Here is a 15,866-nt window from a genome sequence, read left to right as displayed (position 1 = left end):
ACGAACGCGGCCTCGGCGCCGGATCCCGGGGCCGGGCGCCCGGCGTCCGGCGCCCGGCGGCATCATCGCAGCGCCGGCAGTACTTCCTTCCCCAGCCGCTTCACGTTCTCCAATGTCGTCGATGCCGCGCCCCCGCCCTCGGTGAAGAGCAGGAAACGGGTGATGCCCGTGCGTTCCGCGGTGTGGGAGAGGCGGCGGACGCAGTCGGTCGGGGAGCCGACCGGGTGGATGCGGCACAGGAAGTCGGTGTATTCCGCCGGGTCGCGCATGCGGCGTTGCCGGTCGTCCACCGTCACGTGCGCCGACAGGCCCCGGCGCAGCCACCTCGGCATCGCGCCACGCAGGGTCTCGGTGGCCTCGCGGCGGGTGTCCGCGACGTAGGCGACGCTCGCGGCGGCGTGCTCGACCGCCTTGGGGTCGCGGCCGCACGCGGACGCGGCGCATTCGTAGGTGCGGACCATCGTGGCCTTCTCCTCGTCGTCGGCGTGCATGCCCAGGAGCATCGGCAGGCCGTGGCGGGCGGCGAGCGAGGCGCTCGCGGGCGAGGTGCAGGCGACGATCACCGGAGGGTGCGGGTAGGTGCGCGGACGCGGTACCACCGGCACCTTGCGGAACGCGAAATGTTCGCCCTCCGCGCCCACCCTCGGGTGGGTGAGCCAGCGCATCAGCAGGTCCAGCGACTCCGGGAAGGCATCGTCGTACCGGCGCAGGCCGGTGCCGAAGACCTCCAGGTCCACCCACGGGCCGCCGCGCCCGACTCCGAGGGTGAAGCGCCCCCCGGAGAGTTGGTCCAGCAGGGCGGCCTGCTCACCGAGAGCGACCGGGTGCTGGTCGGAAAGCACACTGATCGCCGTACCCACCCCGATTCGATGGGTACGCCCCAGTAGCATGGAGGCGAACGTGACCGCCGACGGGCACAACCCGTACGGCACGAAATGGTGTTCGGCGATCCACGCCTCGTCGAACCCGGCCTCCTCCGCGGCGATTCCCGCGTCCATGGCAGCGGTGAGCACGCCACCGTGATCGCCCGCGTCGAACTGTGCCGCCAGCAGGAAGATGCCCAACTTCATCGCGTCCTCCTCGTCGTGACCCCGTCGGCCCGGGCCGGGCGGGACCGGCGGTGGGCGGAGCGGGAGGTGGGGACAGGGCGCCCACAGACAAGACAACGCTCGAAGGCCTTCGGAGGTAATCCTTCACCTGTGATGGTTTTTCACCCGACCGGGCGGTTAACGGACCGGCGGCGCCATCGTGCGGTCGGCGACGGGGACGCTTGATCACTCATCCGAACACATATTCGGGACGGATCGAGGCGAACGGCACATCCCACCGGTCTGTGCCTGTCCGACAGGGGCTGCCATACTCCTGAAACCCCGCGGTACTACTTCGCAGTAACCAAGGCGTACTCCCGGTAGGGAGACGCCATTTCAGCAGCGAGGAGCACAGCAGATGACCCGTGACATCAGCACGGTCGGCGTGGTCGGCCTGGGCACCATGGGTGCCGGCATCGTCGAGGTCCTGGCCCGGGCGGGACTCACCGTCGTGGCCGTGGACGTCTCCGACGAGGCCATCGCGCGTGGCCGGGCCCGGATCGCCGAGTCGACCGCCCGCGCCGCGGCGCGCGGGAAGCTGACCCAGGACCAGCAGCGAGACATCTTCGATCGCATCACCCTCGGCACCGACCTGAACTCGGTCGCCGCGGCGGATCTCGTCCTGGAGGCGATACCCGAGCAGCTCGAGCAGAAGCAGGAGCTTTTCGCCCGGCTCGACAAGATCTGCGGCCCGGACACCATCCTGGCCACCAACACCTCCTCGCTGTCGGTCACCGAGCTCTCGGTGTCCACCACACGTTCCTCGCGCGTCGTGGGGCTGCACTTCTTCAACCCCGCGCCGGTGATGAAGCTGGTCGAGGTCGTCCGCACGGTGGTCACCGAACCCGAGGTGCTCGCCGACGTGGTCGCGCTCGCCGAGCGGCTGGGCAAGTCGCCGGTGGTCGCCGGCGACCGGGCCGGCTTCATCGCCAACGGGCTGCTGTTCGCGTACCTCAACCACGCGGCGTCGATGTACGAGCAGAAGTACGCCACGCGTGAGGACATCGACGCGGCGATGCGCTTCGGCTGCGGTCTGCCGATGGGCCCGCTCGCGGTGCTCGACCTGGTCGGGATCGACACCGCGTACGAGATCCTGGAGCAGATGTATCGCCAGTCGCGCGATCGCCTGCACGCGCCCGCGCCGATCCTCAAGCAGATGCGTACCGCGGGCCTGCTCGGGCGCAAGAGCGGTCGCGGCTTCTACACCTACGAGCAGGCGGGCTCGCCGGTCGTGGTGGCCGAGGCCGGCGAGACCGGCGCGGTCGCCGGCACGCCGCGCGACGTGCGCGCGGTGGGCGTGGTGGGCACCGGGACGATGGCCACGGGCATCGTCGAGGTGTTCGCCAAGTCCGGCTACGACGTGGTCTACGTCGCGCGCAGCGAGGAGAAGGTCGAGCGCGTGCGCACGGCGCTGATCCGCTCGCTGGACAAGCAGATCCAGCGCGGCCGGTTGACCGAGGAGGCCAAGGCCGACGCGCTGGCCCGGGTGACCGGCTCGACCCGGCTCGACGACCTCGCCTTCGCGGACCTGGTCGTGGAGGCGGTGGTCGAGGAACTGTCGGTCAAGCAGGCCCTGTTCGAGAACTTCGACGAGATCTGCAAGCCCGGCGCGATCCTGGCGACCACCACCTCCTCGCTGCCGGTGATCGACTGCGCGGTGGCCACCTCGCGCCCCGGCGACGTGGTCGGCATGCACTTCTTCAACCCCGCGCCGGTGATGAAGCTGGTCGAGGTGGTGCGTACGGTCGCCACCACGGACGACGTGGTGGCCACCATCCACGAGGTCTGTCGCCGCACGAGGAAGCACGCGGTGGACTGCGGCGACCGGGCCGGCTTCATCGTCAACGCGCTGCTGTTCCCGTACCTGAACGACGCGGTGCGCATGCTCCAGGCCAACTACGCCGCGGCCGAGGACATCGACACCGCGATCAAGCTGGGCGCGGGCTACCCGATGGGTCCGTTCGAACTGCTCGACGTGGTCGGGCTGGACGTCTCGCTGGCCATCCAGAAGGTGCTGTTCGCCGAGTTCCGCGAGCCCGGCTGGTCGCCGGTGCCGCTGCTGGAGCACCTGGTGACCGCGGGCTACCTCGGCCGCAAGACCGGACGCGGCTTCCGGGACTACGCGAAGCGGTAGCGCGGGCCGGAGCGCTGCGGGCCGGAGCGATGCGGCCGGACCGGTCGCGGTCGGACGGGAGTAAGTAGTACGAGAGGGGTACGGGTGCACGCGGCGCGTGCACCCGTACCCTTTTTGTGTGCCGCGTCGTAACAAGCCCACCAGCCGCTCCCGGTCCGTCGACCGGGACGAACCCCGCGACCCCAGCCTCGGCTTCGAGGAGCGCGAGTCGGGGATGGACGGGGATTGGCTGGTGCGACCGATCAGCGGTCAGGCCGCGACCAAGACCTACCGTTGCCCCGGATGCGACCACGAGATCGCGCCGGGCGTGCCGCACCTGGTCGCGTGGTCCGCGGACGGCCGGGTCGAGGAGCGCCGGCACTGGCATCGCCCGTGCTGGAACAGCCGCGGGCACCGGCGGATCACCCGGCGACGGTAGAGGCCCCGTCCCGACCCGTGGCCATCCGTCGACCGGTCGGGCGCCGGGGGCGGGTCGCCAGCGTCGCCGCGAGCAGCAGCGCCAGGGCCGGCAGGGTCACCGCGAGCACGATCGGGAAGATCAGCGCGACCGCCGAGCTCGCCACATGCAGACCGGCCGCGCCGATCAGGCCGACCCGGGAGGTCGATCCGGTGTGCAGCCGATCCCGCAGGTTGTTCACCGCCCAGACCGACCAGATCACGATCACCAGGCCGAGCAGCACGAAGAAGGCGGCCCCGAGGGCGCCGGCCGCGGTCCCCTTGCTCGCGTACCGGTCCGACAGCGCGTTCATGACCACGATCGGCGCGACCACGCCACAGCCGACGACCGCGGCCACCGCCTCGATGGTCAATGTCACGACCGCCGCGTACGTCACGATCCCCCGGGTCACCGTCATAAGCCGCGATCGTGCCCGCTGGGCGCGGGTTTGTCGAGAGTCCGTTCGAGTCCGGTGGGGGCGCCGGCCGGGCGTGAGGCGTCGCCCCGGCGCCGGTCCCGGGCGCCGGGGCGGTGGGTCCGCTCAGCCGCGTCGCCCGATGCGCAGCGAGACGTAGCGGTCGAGCATGGTCGGGTTCACGCCTGGGTCGTCCTCTCTCGCAGCACGGACTTGCGCACCTTGCCGGCCGCGGTCAACGGCAACGCGTCGACGAACTCGACGCTCCTGGGCGCCTTGTAGCCGGCGATCAACGTCTTGACGTGGGCGCGGACCTGCTCGGCGGTCAGCTCGCGATCCGGGTGCAGGACCACGACGGCGTGCACCCGCTCGCCCCACGTGGGATCGGGCAGACCGATCACCGCGCAGGCGGCGATGTCGGGGTGCGCGTTGACCGCGTTCTCCACCTCGGCGCTGTACACGTTCTCCGCGCCGGTGACGATCATGTCCTTGAGCCGGTCGACCACGGTGACGTAGCCGTCGGTGTCCATGAACCCCAGGTCGCCGGTGTGCATCCAGCCGTCGCGCAGCGCCTGTGCGCTCTCGTCGGGCCGGTTCCAGTAGCCGAGCATCACGTGGTCCCCGCGCGAGACGATCTCGCCGACGTCGCCGCGCGCCGCCTCGCGCCCGTCGGAGCCCAGGATCCGTACCTCGGCGTGGTGGCACGGCCGACCCGCCGAGCGCAGCCGCGTCGGGTCCGCGTCCAAGTGGTCCTGTGGCATCAACAGCGTTGCCAGCGGCGAGAGTTCGGTCTGGCCGTAGGCCTGGACCAGGGCGGTGCCGGGCAGCGCCTTGAGTACTCGCTCCAGCAGCGCGGCGGTGATCGGCGACGCACCGTAGGTGAGCAGCCGCAGCGAGGACACGTCGTACTCGGCGAACCTGGGGTGTTCCAGCACCATTTGCAGCATCGTCGGGGCCAGGAAGACCTCGGTGATCCGCTCCCGCCGGATGGTCGCGGCGACCTGCTCGGGCTCGAAGAACGGCAGTACCACCTGGGGGATCCCGACGATCGAGGTCATCAGCGACACCCCGAACCCGGCGATGTGGAACAGCGGCGCGGCGTGCAGCACGCGCGCGTCCGGCACGATCCGGAAGGCGGCGGTGGCGACCAGGCCGCCCATCGCGGACGCGAGCAGGTTGTCGTGGGAGAGCATCACGCCCTTGGGGAATCCGGTGGTCCCGCCGGTGTAGAAGACCCCGGCGAGGTCGTCGCCGCCGCGGTTCGCGTCCGGGATCGGCTCGGCCGCCGCCAGCAACTCCTCGTAGTCGTGCGTCCCGGGCCCGGTCGGCGCGATGCCCATGTGCACGACCTCGCGCACGCTCGACGAGGCGGCGCGCAGCGCGGGCACGAGCGGGGCGAACGTGTCGTCGACGAACAGTACGCAGGTCTGCGAGTCGTCCAGGGAGAAGGCGATCTCGGCCGCGCTCCAGCGGATGTTCACCGGGTTCAGCACGCCGCCGGCCCACGGGATCGCGCTCAGACACTCGAGGTAGCGGGACGAGTTCAGGGCCAGGATCGCGACCCGGTCGTCGGCACCGACGCCCAGATCGCGCAGCGCGCCGGCGACTTTGGCGACGCGCTCGCGCAGTTCGTGGAACGTGGTGCCCGCGCAGCCGTCGATCACGGCCGTGCGCTCCGGGGTCTGCTGGGCCCAACGGTGCAATGGCTGGGTGATGCCCATGGACTGCTCCTCGCGTGGGAGGGGAGGGAGGGGCGCGCGGGTGTGGGCGGTGCGGCGTGCCGCGCGTGTGGGCGGCATGGCGCGACGGTGCGGTGCGCGCGGGGCGGGGGTGAGCGGCTGCGCGGGTATCCGCGGGCCGGATCGGGGGTCCGGGGCGCGCGTGCGCGGGGGAGCCGGGTATGCGGAGGCGCGGGCACGCCGTCAGGCCCGCCCGCGCCGCCGAAGGGTTCCGAAGCGGTGTCAGCAGTCGCGCAGCGTCGGCGACTGGTTGAGCAGTTGGCCCCGGATCGAGGTGAACTTGGCGTACCGGTCCGCGTCCAGGCCCTCGACCGGGAAGACCGCGACCCGGTGGCAGTTCTGGAACGCGAGCTTGACCCCGAAATGCCGTTCCATCGAGCCGCGAATCGCGTCCGAGGCCAGCGCGCGAAGCAGTTGCCCGCGCTCGGTCTCGGTGGCGGGCGGCACCTGGTTGTCCGCGAACGGACCGCCATCCACTTGGAGTTGCGTCGCCAACGAGGAAACGAGATGCCAGGCGTAGGGCAGCGAGGTGCGCACGCAGTCGACGAATTCGGCCTCGTCCACGTCACCGCGTTCGGCCTGTTCCAACAACTTCGGAGGCACATCGAGCGACATCGGTGCTCCTTCCGGCCGGGACGTACGCAAGTTCGCCCGGCGGTACGGGTCGTGTCCGGTACGTAGCAGGTGGCGCCCATGCTCCGATCACGACACGCCCCGAACGCCCATCCGCGCGGCCCGCACCGTCTCCTGACTCACCGTAGGACATCGGGCACACGTTGCTCCATAGCGAACGGTCGGTGAACACGACCACGAACGCGCGACCGCCCGTCCGTACTCCGGCCCGGTCCGGGGCCGTACCCAGCGATCGTACGGACGGATCCGCGTGCCGAACACGGCCTCCGGTCCCGGCCGAACGGCCCGGGGCGCCGCCATGACGTGCGTCACACGGGTCGAGGCGCCGATGAGGGGATGGCCGAGTCAGGGGTCGCGAAGGCGGTAGCGTCGGGGCATGCGTCTCGTCATCGCCCATTGCTCCGTGGACTACGTCGGGCGACTCACCGCCCACCTGCCGTCCGCCCCCAGGCTCATCCTCGTCAAGCGGGACGGGAGCGTGTCCATCCACGCCGACGACCGCGCGTACAAGCCGCTGAACTGGATGAGTCCGCCGTGCACCCTCAAGGAGGGCGACGGCGTGTGGACGGTGATCAACAAGGCCGGCGAGAAGCTGATCATCACGATCGAGGAAGTACTGCACGACACGTCGCACGAGCTGGGCGTGGACCCCGGCCTGGTCAAGGACGGCGTCGAGGCCCACCTCCAGGAGTTGCTGGCCGATCGACTGGACGCGCTGGGCGCCGGCTGGACCCTGATCCGCCGCGAGTACCCCACCCCGATCGGCCCGGTCGACATCCTGTGCCGAGACGCGGACGGCACCACCGTCGCGGTCGAGATCAAGCGCCGAGGCGAGATCGACGGCGTCGAACAACTCACCCGCTACCTCGAACTGCTCAACCGCGACACCCTGATCGCCCCGGTCAAGGGCGTCTTCGCCGCCCAGGAGATCAAGCCCCAGGCCCGTGTGCTCGCGGTCGACCGGGGCATCACCTGCGTCACCTTGGACTACAACGCCCTACGCGGCACCGAGGACGACAAACTGAAGCTGTTCTGACCGGTTCGGCGCCGGGACCGATCCTCGGGACCCGGGGACCGGTCCCGGCGCCGAACTTCCGCCAGGCGTGGAGCCGCCCGGGGTGGCTCGACCCGTGTGTCGGAGCCTGCCAGGCGCCGATTGCGGACGAGCGGTGGTGGTGGGGCTTCCCCGGTCATGGGCGTGGTGCTCGCTGCCGGCGCAGATCCCGTCGGGTGCCCGGTTGTTCGCGGGCTTCGGAGAGGGCGGTGCGCAGGACCGCCGCCCGGTTCACGCCCGGGCGGAGCAGGGTGCGGGCGAGAAGCCCGGCGAGGACTCCCGGGGTGAGGAGCTCGGAGGGCTTGCGGATTCCGGAGTACACGTCGAGAGGGGGCGGGAGCCTTCCGGACGGGCGGCCATGGAGCGCATGAGGGTTTCTTCGAGGGAAGTCACGGCGGTGGAGCGGGCCAGGGTGTAGGTCCAGTGGTAGGTCTCGCGGCATTCGTGGTCTCGGTGACGCTGCCAGGACGCGGTCGCGGCGCGTTGGGCGAAGATGCCGACGAGGGGCCGGTCCGGGTTGCCGCGTGGGCGGCGGGCGCCGGTCTCGATCGCCTCGTCCGGCACCCGGTGGAAGTGGAAGACCACCTCCGGGTGGGAGAACTCGTCCGGGCCGGCGAGCGCCTCCGGGCCCGAACCGCCCGGCGTCCAGGCGGATCACCGAGGACACGTTCCCCCGGTGGTCGTCCACGAGTTCCACGCGGGCCGGACACGTGCCCGATCGCACGCAGGGTGAGGTCGCCGTCCACGGGTTCCGAGGTGTCGTCCGTCCCTACGGGGTGAGGTCCAGCGCGTGCACGACCAATTCGGCCAGGGCGTCCACCGCGCTCTCCCGCACCCGCGCGTCGCATTCGGTCATCGGCGTGCGCGGGCTGATCGACAGCGCGTCGCGCAGGTCCTCCTCCGGATAGCGCGGCGCGTCGTCGAAGAGGTTGACCGCGACCACGAACGGAATGCCCGATCGCTCGAAGTAGTCCACCGCCGGGAAGCTGTCCTCCAGCCGCCGGGTGTCCACCAGGACGATCGCGCCCACCGCGCCGCGCACCAGGTCGTCCCACATGAACCAGAACCGGTTCTGCCCCGGGGTGCCGAACAGGTAGAGCACCAGGTCGCTTTCCAGGGTGATCCGGCCGAAGTCCATCGCGACCGTGGTGGTGCGCTTCTCCGGCAGGCCGGACAGGTCGTCGACGTCCTCGCTGAGCACCGTCATGACCGATTCGGTGGTCAGCGGCGGGATCTCCGAGACGGCCGCGACCAGGGTGGTCTTGCCGACCCCGAAGCCGCCCGCGACGACGATCTTCGTCGAGGTGATCGGCGGTCCCTCGCCGATCCGTCGACCACCGGCGCCGGCCGCGGGCAGCGGGATGGCCGGAACCTCGTCGCCGAGCCCGCCGGTCCCACCCAGATCAAATTTTGCGTAGTCCACCGAGCACCCTCTCCAGCAGCGCGCGATCGGGGCGGCCGGCCTCGTGCTCGGCCTGGTACACGCTGATTCGGCCCTGCGAGGCCAGGTCGCTGATCAGGACCCGGACCACGCCGAGCGGCATGTGCAGGATCGCGGCCACCTCGGCCACCGAGCGCACCCCTCGGCACAGGTGCACGATCCTGGCGACCTCGGGCATGTCGCCCGTGCCGTCCTGCGGACAGTCCAGGGTGGTGACCAGCGTCTCCACCAGCAGTACGTGGCCGTAACGGGTACGGCCTCGGGTCAGCGTGTAGGGGCGTACCCGCGAGGTGCGACCGCCCGGTTCGGGTCTGGTCGGATATCCCCGCTCGGTGTCGTAGTCGGAAAAACCGCCGTCAGGAGCCAACGCGACCACCTCCACGGTCCTGGTGCATCTGTGCGCGCAGGGCCGGCGTCAGGACGTGGCCGGCGCGCCGTACGAACGAGGTCATCTGATAGGCGATCACGCCGAGGTCGGCGGACCCGCCCGCGTGTACGCCCAGACAGGATCCGTCGCTGATCGACATCGCCACGACGTAGCCCTCGGCCATCGTGACGATCTCCTGGCGGACCGCGCCCATGTCGAGCACGCGCGAGGTGCCCTCGGCCAGGGCCACCAGGCCGCTGACGATCGCGCCGAGTTGTTCCTCGGCGTCCTCCGCCGCGGCGGCCGCGTCCGGGCCGCGCGCGCTGGCCAGCATCAGGCCGTCGGAGGAGACCAGGACGACCTCGCGGACCCCCGGGACATCCCCGGCGAGGCCGGCCACCAGCCAGTCGACATCGCGTGCCGTGGTGCCATTCGACCCGGTCACCGGTCTCCACCTCCTGTCTCCTCCCGCGCGTCCGGCGGGAAGGTGGGTTCTTCGTCGGACGACCCGACCGGATCGGTCGTGTCGCCCTCCCGGCGGGCCGCCTCCAGACCTTCCTGAAAGCCCGTCAGTTGCCTGCGCAGTTCGGCGGCGGAGAGCGTACCGGTGTCCCGGGACGCCTCCGCGGGGGGCACGATGCGCATCGCACCGCTGTTGTCGCCCGCCACGAGGCGCTTGGGCAGCCCGCGCCGGGTCCGGCCGACCGAGGAGACGGCGGGCCCCGTTCCGTCCCCGCTCGCGGCCGCCTGCGGCTTCGCGGGCGCGGCCGACCGCGCCCGCGGCTCGGCGGCCGCGGTACGGCGGGCGGGCGGCGCGACCCGCGGCACGTCCCGGGCATTCGCGGCGGCGGAAGCGGTCGAGGCAGCCGATGTGGTCGAAGCGGGCGACGTGGTCGAACCGTTCGAAGCCGCGGAGGGGTTCGAGGCATCCGAGCCGTGCGAGCCGTCGGAGGAGTTCGAAGCGGCCTTCGGGGTCGTCCCGGTCGGCGGGGCCTCGGCGCCGTCCTCGCCCATCAGCGCCTCGACCGCGGGGAACAGCGCACCCGGCGCGACCAGTTTGGCCGCCGCCTCGTCCGGTGCCGGCTCGGGGTTGGCCGCCGGCGTGCGCTTGGGCAGCCCCTTCGGCGTCCGGGCCGGCGGCGCGGCGTCCTCGCGCGGCACCACCGGACCGCGCGACGCGGGCGTGACCCGGGTCGCCGCGGCGGGCTCGATCGCGACGGCGGGCGCGGGGTTCGCACCGACCGGTCGGGCCGACGGCAGCGCCAGTCGGGCCGCGCCCGGCGGGATCGCCCGCGCGCCGGGAGCCACGCCCGGGATGGCCATCCGGTCCCGCTCGCGCTCCTGCTCCCGGTCGCGCTCGGCGGAGAACTCGGCGGGGGAGGGGCCCTGACCGTGGAAGGCCGCGGCGGGGATCACCACGACCGCGCTCAGGCCACCCTGCGGGCGCGGGCGCAGTTGCACCCTGATCCCGTGTCGGCGGGCCAGCCGGCCGACGACGAACACGCCCAGGCCGCCGCCACTGGCGGCCTCCTCCTCGGCGCTGTCCCGCTCGATCTGCGAGTTCAACTCGGTGAGCCGGTCCGCCGGTACGCCGATCCCGTTGTCGTCCACCGACAACACGACCTCGCCGTTCTCCAGCGTCCAACCGCCGATCTCCACCCGGGACTCGGGCGCCGAGTACGCGGCGGCGTTCTCCAGGAGTTCGGCGAGCAGGTGGCCGACGTCGTCGGCGGTGCGCCCGAGTACGTCGGCGCGCGGTACGTGGCCGACGTCGATCCGCTCGTAGCGCTCGATCTCGGAGACGCCGGCGCGGACCACGTCGAGCAGCGGGATCGGTGGGCGCCGGCCGCGCCGTTCGTCCGCGTCCGCGAGCACGAGCAGGTTCTCGCTGTTGCGGCGCATCCGGGTGGCGAGGTGGTCGAGCCGGAACAGGTCCTGGAGCCGCTGGGGTTCGTCCTCGCCGTGTTCGAGCTTCTCGATCAGGTCCAACTGCCGCTCGACCAGGGTCAGCGTGCGCATCGACAGGTTCACGAACACGTCGTGCACCCGGCCGCGCATCAGGGTCTCCTCGTCGGCGAGCGCCGCGCGGCCGCGCAATAGCTCGTCGTGTTCGGCTTCCAGCCGGGCGCGTTCGGCCTCCAGCCGGGCGCTCTCCGCGGCTTGACGCACGGTCAGCTCACGGAGTCGGGCGATCCGCCGCTCGGAGACCCGATGGCGCAACCACGCGGCGATCGAGGACAGGGCGACGGCGGTGGTGAGCAGCGTGCCCGCGAGCACCGACTCCCACACCGTCTCGGAGTTGCCCAGCAGGACGACGGCGGTGGCGATCCCCGCCAACGCGAAGACGGCCGCCGCGGAACCGAGCCCGGCCGCCAGTCCGCCCCCCGAGCGCCGGCTCTGGTGAACGGGAGCGGGGACGCGCACAGATGCCGCGTCCGCTGCGTTGGGTGTTCCTGGATCCCCCTGCCCATACATGGGACGTGAGCATATCGTCGGACTATCTCCGGATGTATCTTCCGTGGTTGCGCGAGTCGCCCCGAAAACGGCCGAAAGGCCCCGCCCGACGACTGTCGAGCGAGACCTTTTCGGTATGCGGACCAACATTTTTGACGAATGGTCAGGCAAACCGCCGGACCGGACGGGTCACACGTCGCGCGAACGCATCCGTACCCCGCCCGCGATCAGCGCGAGCGCCGCGTACGCCGCGATCAGCAACAGCGAGGGCCACGGACCCGGACCGCCGTCGTCGCCACCACCGCCGATCAGCTTGCCCAGGGCGAACATCGGCGAGTACTCCATGACCTTCTCGCCGACCGACTGCGGCAGGAACGGGCCGATGATCATCGGCAGCAGGATGGCGCCCATCAGCGCGGTGATCGCGCCCGCCGAGTGCCGCAGCAGCACGCCCAGGCCCAGCCCGAACAGACCGATCACGGCCAGGTAGAGCGAACCGCCGACGACACTGCGGAACAGGTCCACCTCGGCGGTGGAGTCACCGATCCGCGAGGTGAGCATCGCCTTGCCGAGCACGGCGGTCAGGCCCATCGTGACCACGCCGACCACGAACATCAGGCCGGCGAAGACCACACCCTTGGCCACCAGCACCTGGAGCCGGCGCGGGTACGCGGTCAGCGTGGTGCGGATCATGCCCGTCGTGTACTCGGCGGAGATGGTCAGCACACCCAGCGTCGCGGCGGCGAGCTGCGCGACGATCACGCCGATCAGCGCGATGCTCACGTAGTCGTCGTCGGCATCCGGGCTGACCGTGCCGGCGAGCAGCACACCCAGGCCGAGGATGAGCAGCACCATCACGACCAGCGTCCACATGGTCGAGCGGACCGTGCGGATCTTGGTCCACTCGGACAGCAGCACCCGGCCGAAGCCCGCGTTGCCGCCGCCGACCTGCCCGCCGACCTGCAACTGCTGGACCGGCGGGTACGGCGCCTGCTGACCGGGCGGCGGGAACTGCTGTTGCGCCTGTTGCCCCGGCGGCGGGAACTGCTGGGTCTGCTGCGGCGCGGCCATCTGCGCCTGCGGCATCACGTGCGGTTGGCCCTGCGGCATGGGGGGCGGAGTGTTCTGCGCCATCGCTCAGCCCTCGCTTCCGTTGGACTGCGGCTTGGACAGGGACGGGGCACCGGCGGGCGGCGCCCCGGCGGGGGCTCCCCACGGTGCGCCGGGCGCACCCTGCTGCTGTGGATAACCGGCCGGGCCGGCGAACTGCGGAGCACCCTGCTGTGGATAACCGGGCGGCGGTGCCATCCCGGGCGGACCCCATCCGGGCGGCGGACCGCCCGGCAGCCCGGCGCGGTACTCCACGCTGTGCTGGGTCATCCGCATGTAGACCTCTTCGAGCGAGTCGAAGCGCGGCGACAACTCGTGCAGCGCGATGCCGTGCTCGGCGGCGAGGTCACCGATCACCGTCGGGGGCAGCTCGTGCACGCGGAACGAACCGGGCACCGCCTGGTCGGGAGTGATCGTCGCCCCCTTGCCCTGGAGCAGCGGCTTGAGCCGGTCCACCTGCGGCGAGCGCACCACGGTGAAGGACTGCGAGTTGGTCTCGATGAAGTCGCGCATCGAGGTGTCGGCGATCATCCGCCCCTGACCGATCACGATCAGGTGGTCGGCGGTCACCTCCATCTCGCTCATCAGGTGGCTGGAGACGAACACGGTGCGGCCCTCGGAAGCGAGCTGCTTCATCAGGTTCCGGATCCACAGGATGCCCTCGGGGTCGAGCCCGTTGACCGGCTCGTCGAACATCAGGATGCCGGGGTCGCCCAGCAGCGCCGAGGCGATGCCCAGCCGCTGGCCCATGCCGAGCGAGAAGCCGCCCGCGCGCTTCCTGGCGACCTGCGTCAGGCCGACCATCCCCAGGACCTCGTCCACCCGGCGATTGGGGATGCCGTTGCTCTGCGCGAGGCACAGCAGGTGGTTGTACGCGGTACGGCCACCGTGCATCGCCTTGGCGTCCAGCAGCGCGCCCATCTCCCGCAGCGGGGCTTGGACGTGGTCGTACGGGCGGCCGTTGACCGTGACGTTGCCGCCGGTCGGCGCGTCCAGCCCGAGGATCATCCGCATGGTGGTCGATTTGCCGGCACCGTTGGGGCCGAGGAAGCCGGTCACCGAGCCCGGACGCACCTGGAAGGAAAGCTGATCCACCGCCAGCTTGTTTCCGTAGCGTTTGGTGAGCCCTCTCGCTTCGATCATCTGTTGCCGCACTCCCAGGATGGTTTCGGTGCATGAGTCTGTGAAGGGTTCGAGCTTAGGCCGAATCGCCGCCGAGCACGGCCGCCGCGCGTCGGGCCCGTGCTGGGTCACGAGTTCGAGGGAAGTCCCGCAGCATCATCCTCGAGGATGATTGACAGGCTCACGCCTGATCCTGTCGAGGTGTGACCACTTCGCGAAGTATGAGCAGTACGGCGGCCGCGATCGGAATCGCGAGCAATGCCCCGGTTACCCCGAGCAGCGCGCCGCCGACCAGCGCCGCTATCACCGTGATCGCCGGCGGTACGTTCACCGCGCGGTTCATCACCCGCGGATAGATCAGATAGTTCTCGAACTGTTGATAGGCCAGGAAGAAGATCACGCAGGTGAGCGCCTTGCCGGGGGAGTCGAAGAAGACCACGAGCGACACCACCGCGGCGCCGATGGTGGCGCCGATCATCGGGATCAGGTCGGTGAACGCGATCACCAGGGCCAGCGGCAGCGCGTAGTCGTTGCCCAGGATCATCAGGAAGATGAACGAGGACAGACCCGCGCAACTGGCCACGATCAGCGCGCCGTTCACATATCCGCCGATGCCCGACAGGATCTCGTCGCCGAGCAGCCGCACCCGCGGTCGGCGCGACTTCGGGAACAGGTTGTACAGGTGCTCCTTGATGCTGGGCAGCGCGCCCAGGAAGTACAGCGTCAACACGATCACGGTGAGCGTGTCGAACACCGAGGTCAGCACCATCTTGCCGAAGCCCCAGAGCCCACCCGCCACGTTCTCCGCGGTCTTGGCGTTGGCCGCCCAGTCCTTGGCCCGGGTGACGATGTCGTACTTCTCGTCGAGCTTGCGGAATCTCTCGTTGTTGCGCAGCTCGGTGAGGCTGTCGGGGATCGAGTTGATCAGATTCGAGGTCTGCTCGACCAGGGGCTGGGCGATCGCGGTGACGAAGCCCGCGGCCACGATCACGAAGCCGAGCGCCACCGCGCACACCGCCCAGCGCCGGGGCAGGCCGCGACGCTCCAGCCGTTCGACGAACGGGTTCAGGCCCGCGGCGAGGAAGAACGAGATCAGGATGATGATCAGGACGTGCTGGATGCCCATCACGGCCTGGGCCAGGAACCACGCGGTGATCAGCCCGAGTCCGCCGATGAAGCCGATATAGAACGGCGACGACCGATGCAGCGGCCGGCCCGGATCGCCGAATCGCGAGCCGATCCCGGTCCACGGCTCGACCGTGGGCGAGTCCGAGTCCGAGCCCGAGTCCGAGGCGGGTGTCGAGGCCGATGTCGAAGCGGACGCCGGGGCCTTGGCGTCGGCCGGGACCGGTACGGAGGTCCCGGTGTCGTCGCCGGCCGGGGCCGCCGGGCCCGGGCCCGACGCGCCGGCCGCCGAGCCGGGCTGCGCCGACGCGACCTGGGCGGGCACCCGCGCGGGCGCCGGTTCGTCGGTCGAAGTCGTCGGCGCGGTCCCGGGCTTGCCCGGATCGGCAGGAGCCGCCGCGTCCGCACCGGCCGCGGGCGGTGCGTCGGGAGCGGCCCCGTCCACCCCCGCGCCCGGATCCGGGGCGGTACCGCCGGCGGGCGCCCCCGATCTGCGCCGCGGCCAGATGTTGCCCAGTCGACCCATGCCCCGTTGCTCCTCGTCCACCCGTTCGGATCCGCCGACTCGGCGCGGCGCGCGCGATCGGCGCGCGCCCCGAGATCGCGTCATGAAAATGCGGCCGGGGGGGGGGGGGGGGGGGGGGGGGCCCCACCCCCCCCCCCCCCCCCCCCCCCCCCCCCCCCCCCCCCCGGCCCCCCCCCCCCCCCCCCCCCCCCCCCCCCCCCCCCCCCCCCCCCCCCCCCCCCC

General features: G+C 71.4%; 15 protein-coding genes. 3 read left to right on the top strand and 12 right to left on the bottom strand.

Going from position 1 to position 15,866, the window contains the following annotated elements:
- Nucleotides 1-62: 62 nt before the first annotated feature.
- Nucleotides 63-1,070: an LLM class flavin-dependent oxidoreductase gene (locus ACIBSV_RS23205; protein WP_395865963.1), complete on the bottom strand. Its 1,008-nt coding sequence runs from the start codon at nucleotides 1,068-1,070 to the stop codon at nucleotides 63-65.
- A 376-nt stretch (nucleotides 1,071-1,446) separates the two neighbouring features.
- On the opposite strand from ACIBSV_RS23205, the gene ACIBSV_RS23200 reads away from it, so the two are divergent.
- Both ACIBSV_RS23200 and ACIBSV_RS23195 read left to right on the top strand, forming a co-directional pair.
- Complete coding sequence (locus ACIBSV_RS23200) at nucleotides 1,447-3,222, top strand: 3-hydroxyacyl-CoA dehydrogenase family protein (RefSeq protein ID WP_395865961.1); 1,776 nt, start codon at nucleotides 1,447-1,449, stop codon at nucleotides 3,220-3,222.
- A gap of 118 nt (nucleotides 3,223-3,340) precedes the next feature.
- Nucleotides 3,341-3,640 (top strand): hypothetical protein, encoded by a 300-nt coding sequence (locus tag ACIBSV_RS23195; protein ID WP_395865960.1) that lies wholly within the window; start codon nucleotides 3,341-3,343, stop codon nucleotides 3,638-3,640.
- Here the strand turns inward: ACIBSV_RS23195 and ACIBSV_RS23190 are convergent.
- The 3 genes from ACIBSV_RS23190 to ACIBSV_RS23180 form a co-directional block, all read right to left on the bottom strand.
- Nucleotides 3,624-4,076 (bottom strand): hypothetical protein, encoded by a 453-nt coding sequence (locus tag ACIBSV_RS23190; RefSeq protein WP_395865958.1) that lies wholly within the window; start codon nucleotides 4,074-4,076, stop codon nucleotides 3,624-3,626. The genes ACIBSV_RS23195 and ACIBSV_RS23190 overlap by 17 nt on opposite strands.
- 176 nt (nucleotides 4,077-4,252) lie before the next feature.
- The gene (locus ACIBSV_RS23185) at nucleotides 4,253-5,794 is read right to left on the bottom strand and encodes a long-chain-fatty-acid--CoA ligase (protein WP_395865956.1); all 1,542 of its coding nucleotides are present in this window, start codon (nucleotides 5,792-5,794) and stop codon (nucleotides 4,253-4,255) included.
- 240 nt (nucleotides 5,795-6,034) lie between these two features.
- Nucleotides 6,035-6,427 carry an SCO5389 family protein gene (locus ACIBSV_RS23180; RefSeq protein WP_395865954.1) on the bottom strand — a complete coding sequence of 131 codons (393 nt, stop codon included), beginning with the start codon at nucleotides 6,425-6,427 and terminating at the stop codon, nucleotides 6,035-6,037.
- A gap of 394 nt (nucleotides 6,428-6,821) precedes the next feature.
- Here ACIBSV_RS23180 and nucS point away from each other — a divergent pair, with 394 nt between their 5' ends.
- A complete protein-coding gene (nucS, locus tag ACIBSV_RS23175; RefSeq protein WP_395865952.1) occupies nucleotides 6,822-7,481 on the top strand; it encodes an endonuclease NucS in 660 nt (219 codons plus the stop codon).
- Nucleotides 7,482-7,635: 154 nt separating this feature from the next.
- Here nucS and ACIBSV_RS23170 read toward each other — a convergent pair whose 3' ends face one another.
- From ACIBSV_RS23170 to ACIBSV_RS23135, 8 genes are all read right to left on the bottom strand, one after another.
- A complete protein-coding gene (locus ACIBSV_RS23170) occupies nucleotides 7,636-7,821 on the bottom strand; it encodes a hypothetical protein (RefSeq protein WP_395865950.1) in 186 nt (61 codons plus the stop codon).
- 447 nt (nucleotides 7,822-8,268) lie between these two features.
- On the bottom strand, nucleotides 8,269-8,862 hold the full coding sequence (locus ACIBSV_RS23165) for a GTP-binding protein (RefSeq protein WP_395866498.1): 594 nt from the start codon (nucleotides 8,860-8,862) through the stop codon (nucleotides 8,269-8,271).
- 40 nt (nucleotides 8,863-8,902) lie between these two features.
- A complete protein-coding gene (locus tag ACIBSV_RS23160; RefSeq protein WP_395865948.1) occupies nucleotides 8,903-9,307 on the bottom strand; it encodes a DUF742 domain-containing protein in 405 nt (134 codons plus the stop codon).
- The gene (locus tag ACIBSV_RS23155) at nucleotides 9,297-9,752 is read right to left on the bottom strand and encodes a roadblock/LC7 domain-containing protein (RefSeq protein ID WP_395865946.1); all 456 of its coding nucleotides are present in this window, start codon (nucleotides 9,750-9,752) and stop codon (nucleotides 9,297-9,299) included. The genes ACIBSV_RS23160 and ACIBSV_RS23155 overlap by 11 nt, the downstream gene beginning before the upstream one ends.
- The gene (locus tag ACIBSV_RS23150; RefSeq protein ID WP_395865944.1) at nucleotides 9,749-11,644 is read right to left on the bottom strand and encodes an ATP-binding protein; all 1,896 of its coding nucleotides are present in this window, start codon (nucleotides 11,642-11,644) and stop codon (nucleotides 9,749-9,751) included. The genes ACIBSV_RS23155 and ACIBSV_RS23150 overlap by 4 nt, the downstream gene beginning before the upstream one ends.
- Nucleotides 11,645-11,950: 306 nt before the next feature.
- Nucleotides 11,951-12,895, bottom strand: coding sequence for an ABC transporter permease (locus ACIBSV_RS23145; RefSeq protein WP_395865942.1), 945 nt, complete (start codon nucleotides 12,893-12,895; stop codon nucleotides 11,951-11,953).
- Between the two features lie 3 nt (nucleotides 12,896-12,898).
- Nucleotides 12,899-14,014: an ABC transporter ATP-binding protein gene (locus ACIBSV_RS23140; protein WP_395865940.1), complete on the bottom strand. Its 1,116-nt coding sequence runs from the start codon at nucleotides 14,012-14,014 to the stop codon at nucleotides 12,899-12,901.
- Nucleotides 14,015-14,174: 160 nt separating this feature from the next.
- Nucleotides 14,175-15,665: an AI-2E family transporter gene (locus ACIBSV_RS23135; protein ID WP_395865938.1), complete on the bottom strand. Its 1,491-nt coding sequence runs from the start codon at nucleotides 15,663-15,665 to the stop codon at nucleotides 14,175-14,177.
- Nucleotides 15,666-15,866 lie beyond the last annotated feature (201 nt).

Origin of the sequence: Embleya sp. NPDC050154, from assembly GCF_044460165.1 — a bacterium.
Classification (GTDB): Bacteria; Actinomycetota; Actinomycetes; order Streptomycetales; family Streptomycetaceae; genus Embleya.
The sequence above is the reverse complement of the archived record's forward strand: the minus strand, read 5'-3'. Positions and strand labels throughout refer to the sequence as shown.

What these genes read in the sequence shown, in the direction of transcription:
- ACIBSV_RS23205 (WP_395865963.1), bottom strand. Translation starts at nt 1,070, where the DNA reads ATGAAGTTGGGCATCTTCCTGCTGGCGGCACAGTTCGACGCGGGCGAT.
- ACIBSV_RS23200 (WP_395865961.1), top strand. Translation starts at nt 1,447, where the DNA reads ATGACCCGTGACATCAGCACGGTCGGCGTGGTCGGCCTGGGCACCATG.
- ACIBSV_RS23190 (WP_395865958.1), bottom strand. Translation starts at nt 4,076, where the DNA reads ATGACGGTGACCCGGGGGATCGTGACGTACGCGGCGGTCGTGACATTG.
- ACIBSV_RS23185 (WP_395865956.1), bottom strand. Translation starts at nt 5,794, where the DNA reads ATGGGCATCACCCAGCCATTGCACCGTTGGGCCCAGCAGACCCCGGAG.
- ACIBSV_RS23180 (WP_395865954.1), bottom strand. Translation starts at nt 6,427, where the DNA reads ATGTCGCTCGATGTGCCTCCGAAGTTGTTGGAACAGGCCGAACGCGGT.
- nucS (WP_395865952.1), top strand. Translation starts at nt 6,822, where the DNA reads ATGCGTCTCGTCATCGCCCATTGCTCCGTGGACTACGTCGGGCGACTC.
- ACIBSV_RS23145 (WP_395865942.1), bottom strand. Translation starts at nt 12,895, where the DNA reads ATGGCGCAGAACACTCCGCCCCCCATGCCGCAGGGCCAACCGCACGTG.
- ACIBSV_RS23140 (WP_395865940.1), bottom strand. Translation starts at nt 14,014, where the DNA reads ATGATCGAAGCGAGAGGGCTCACCAAACGCTACGGAAACAAGCTGGCG.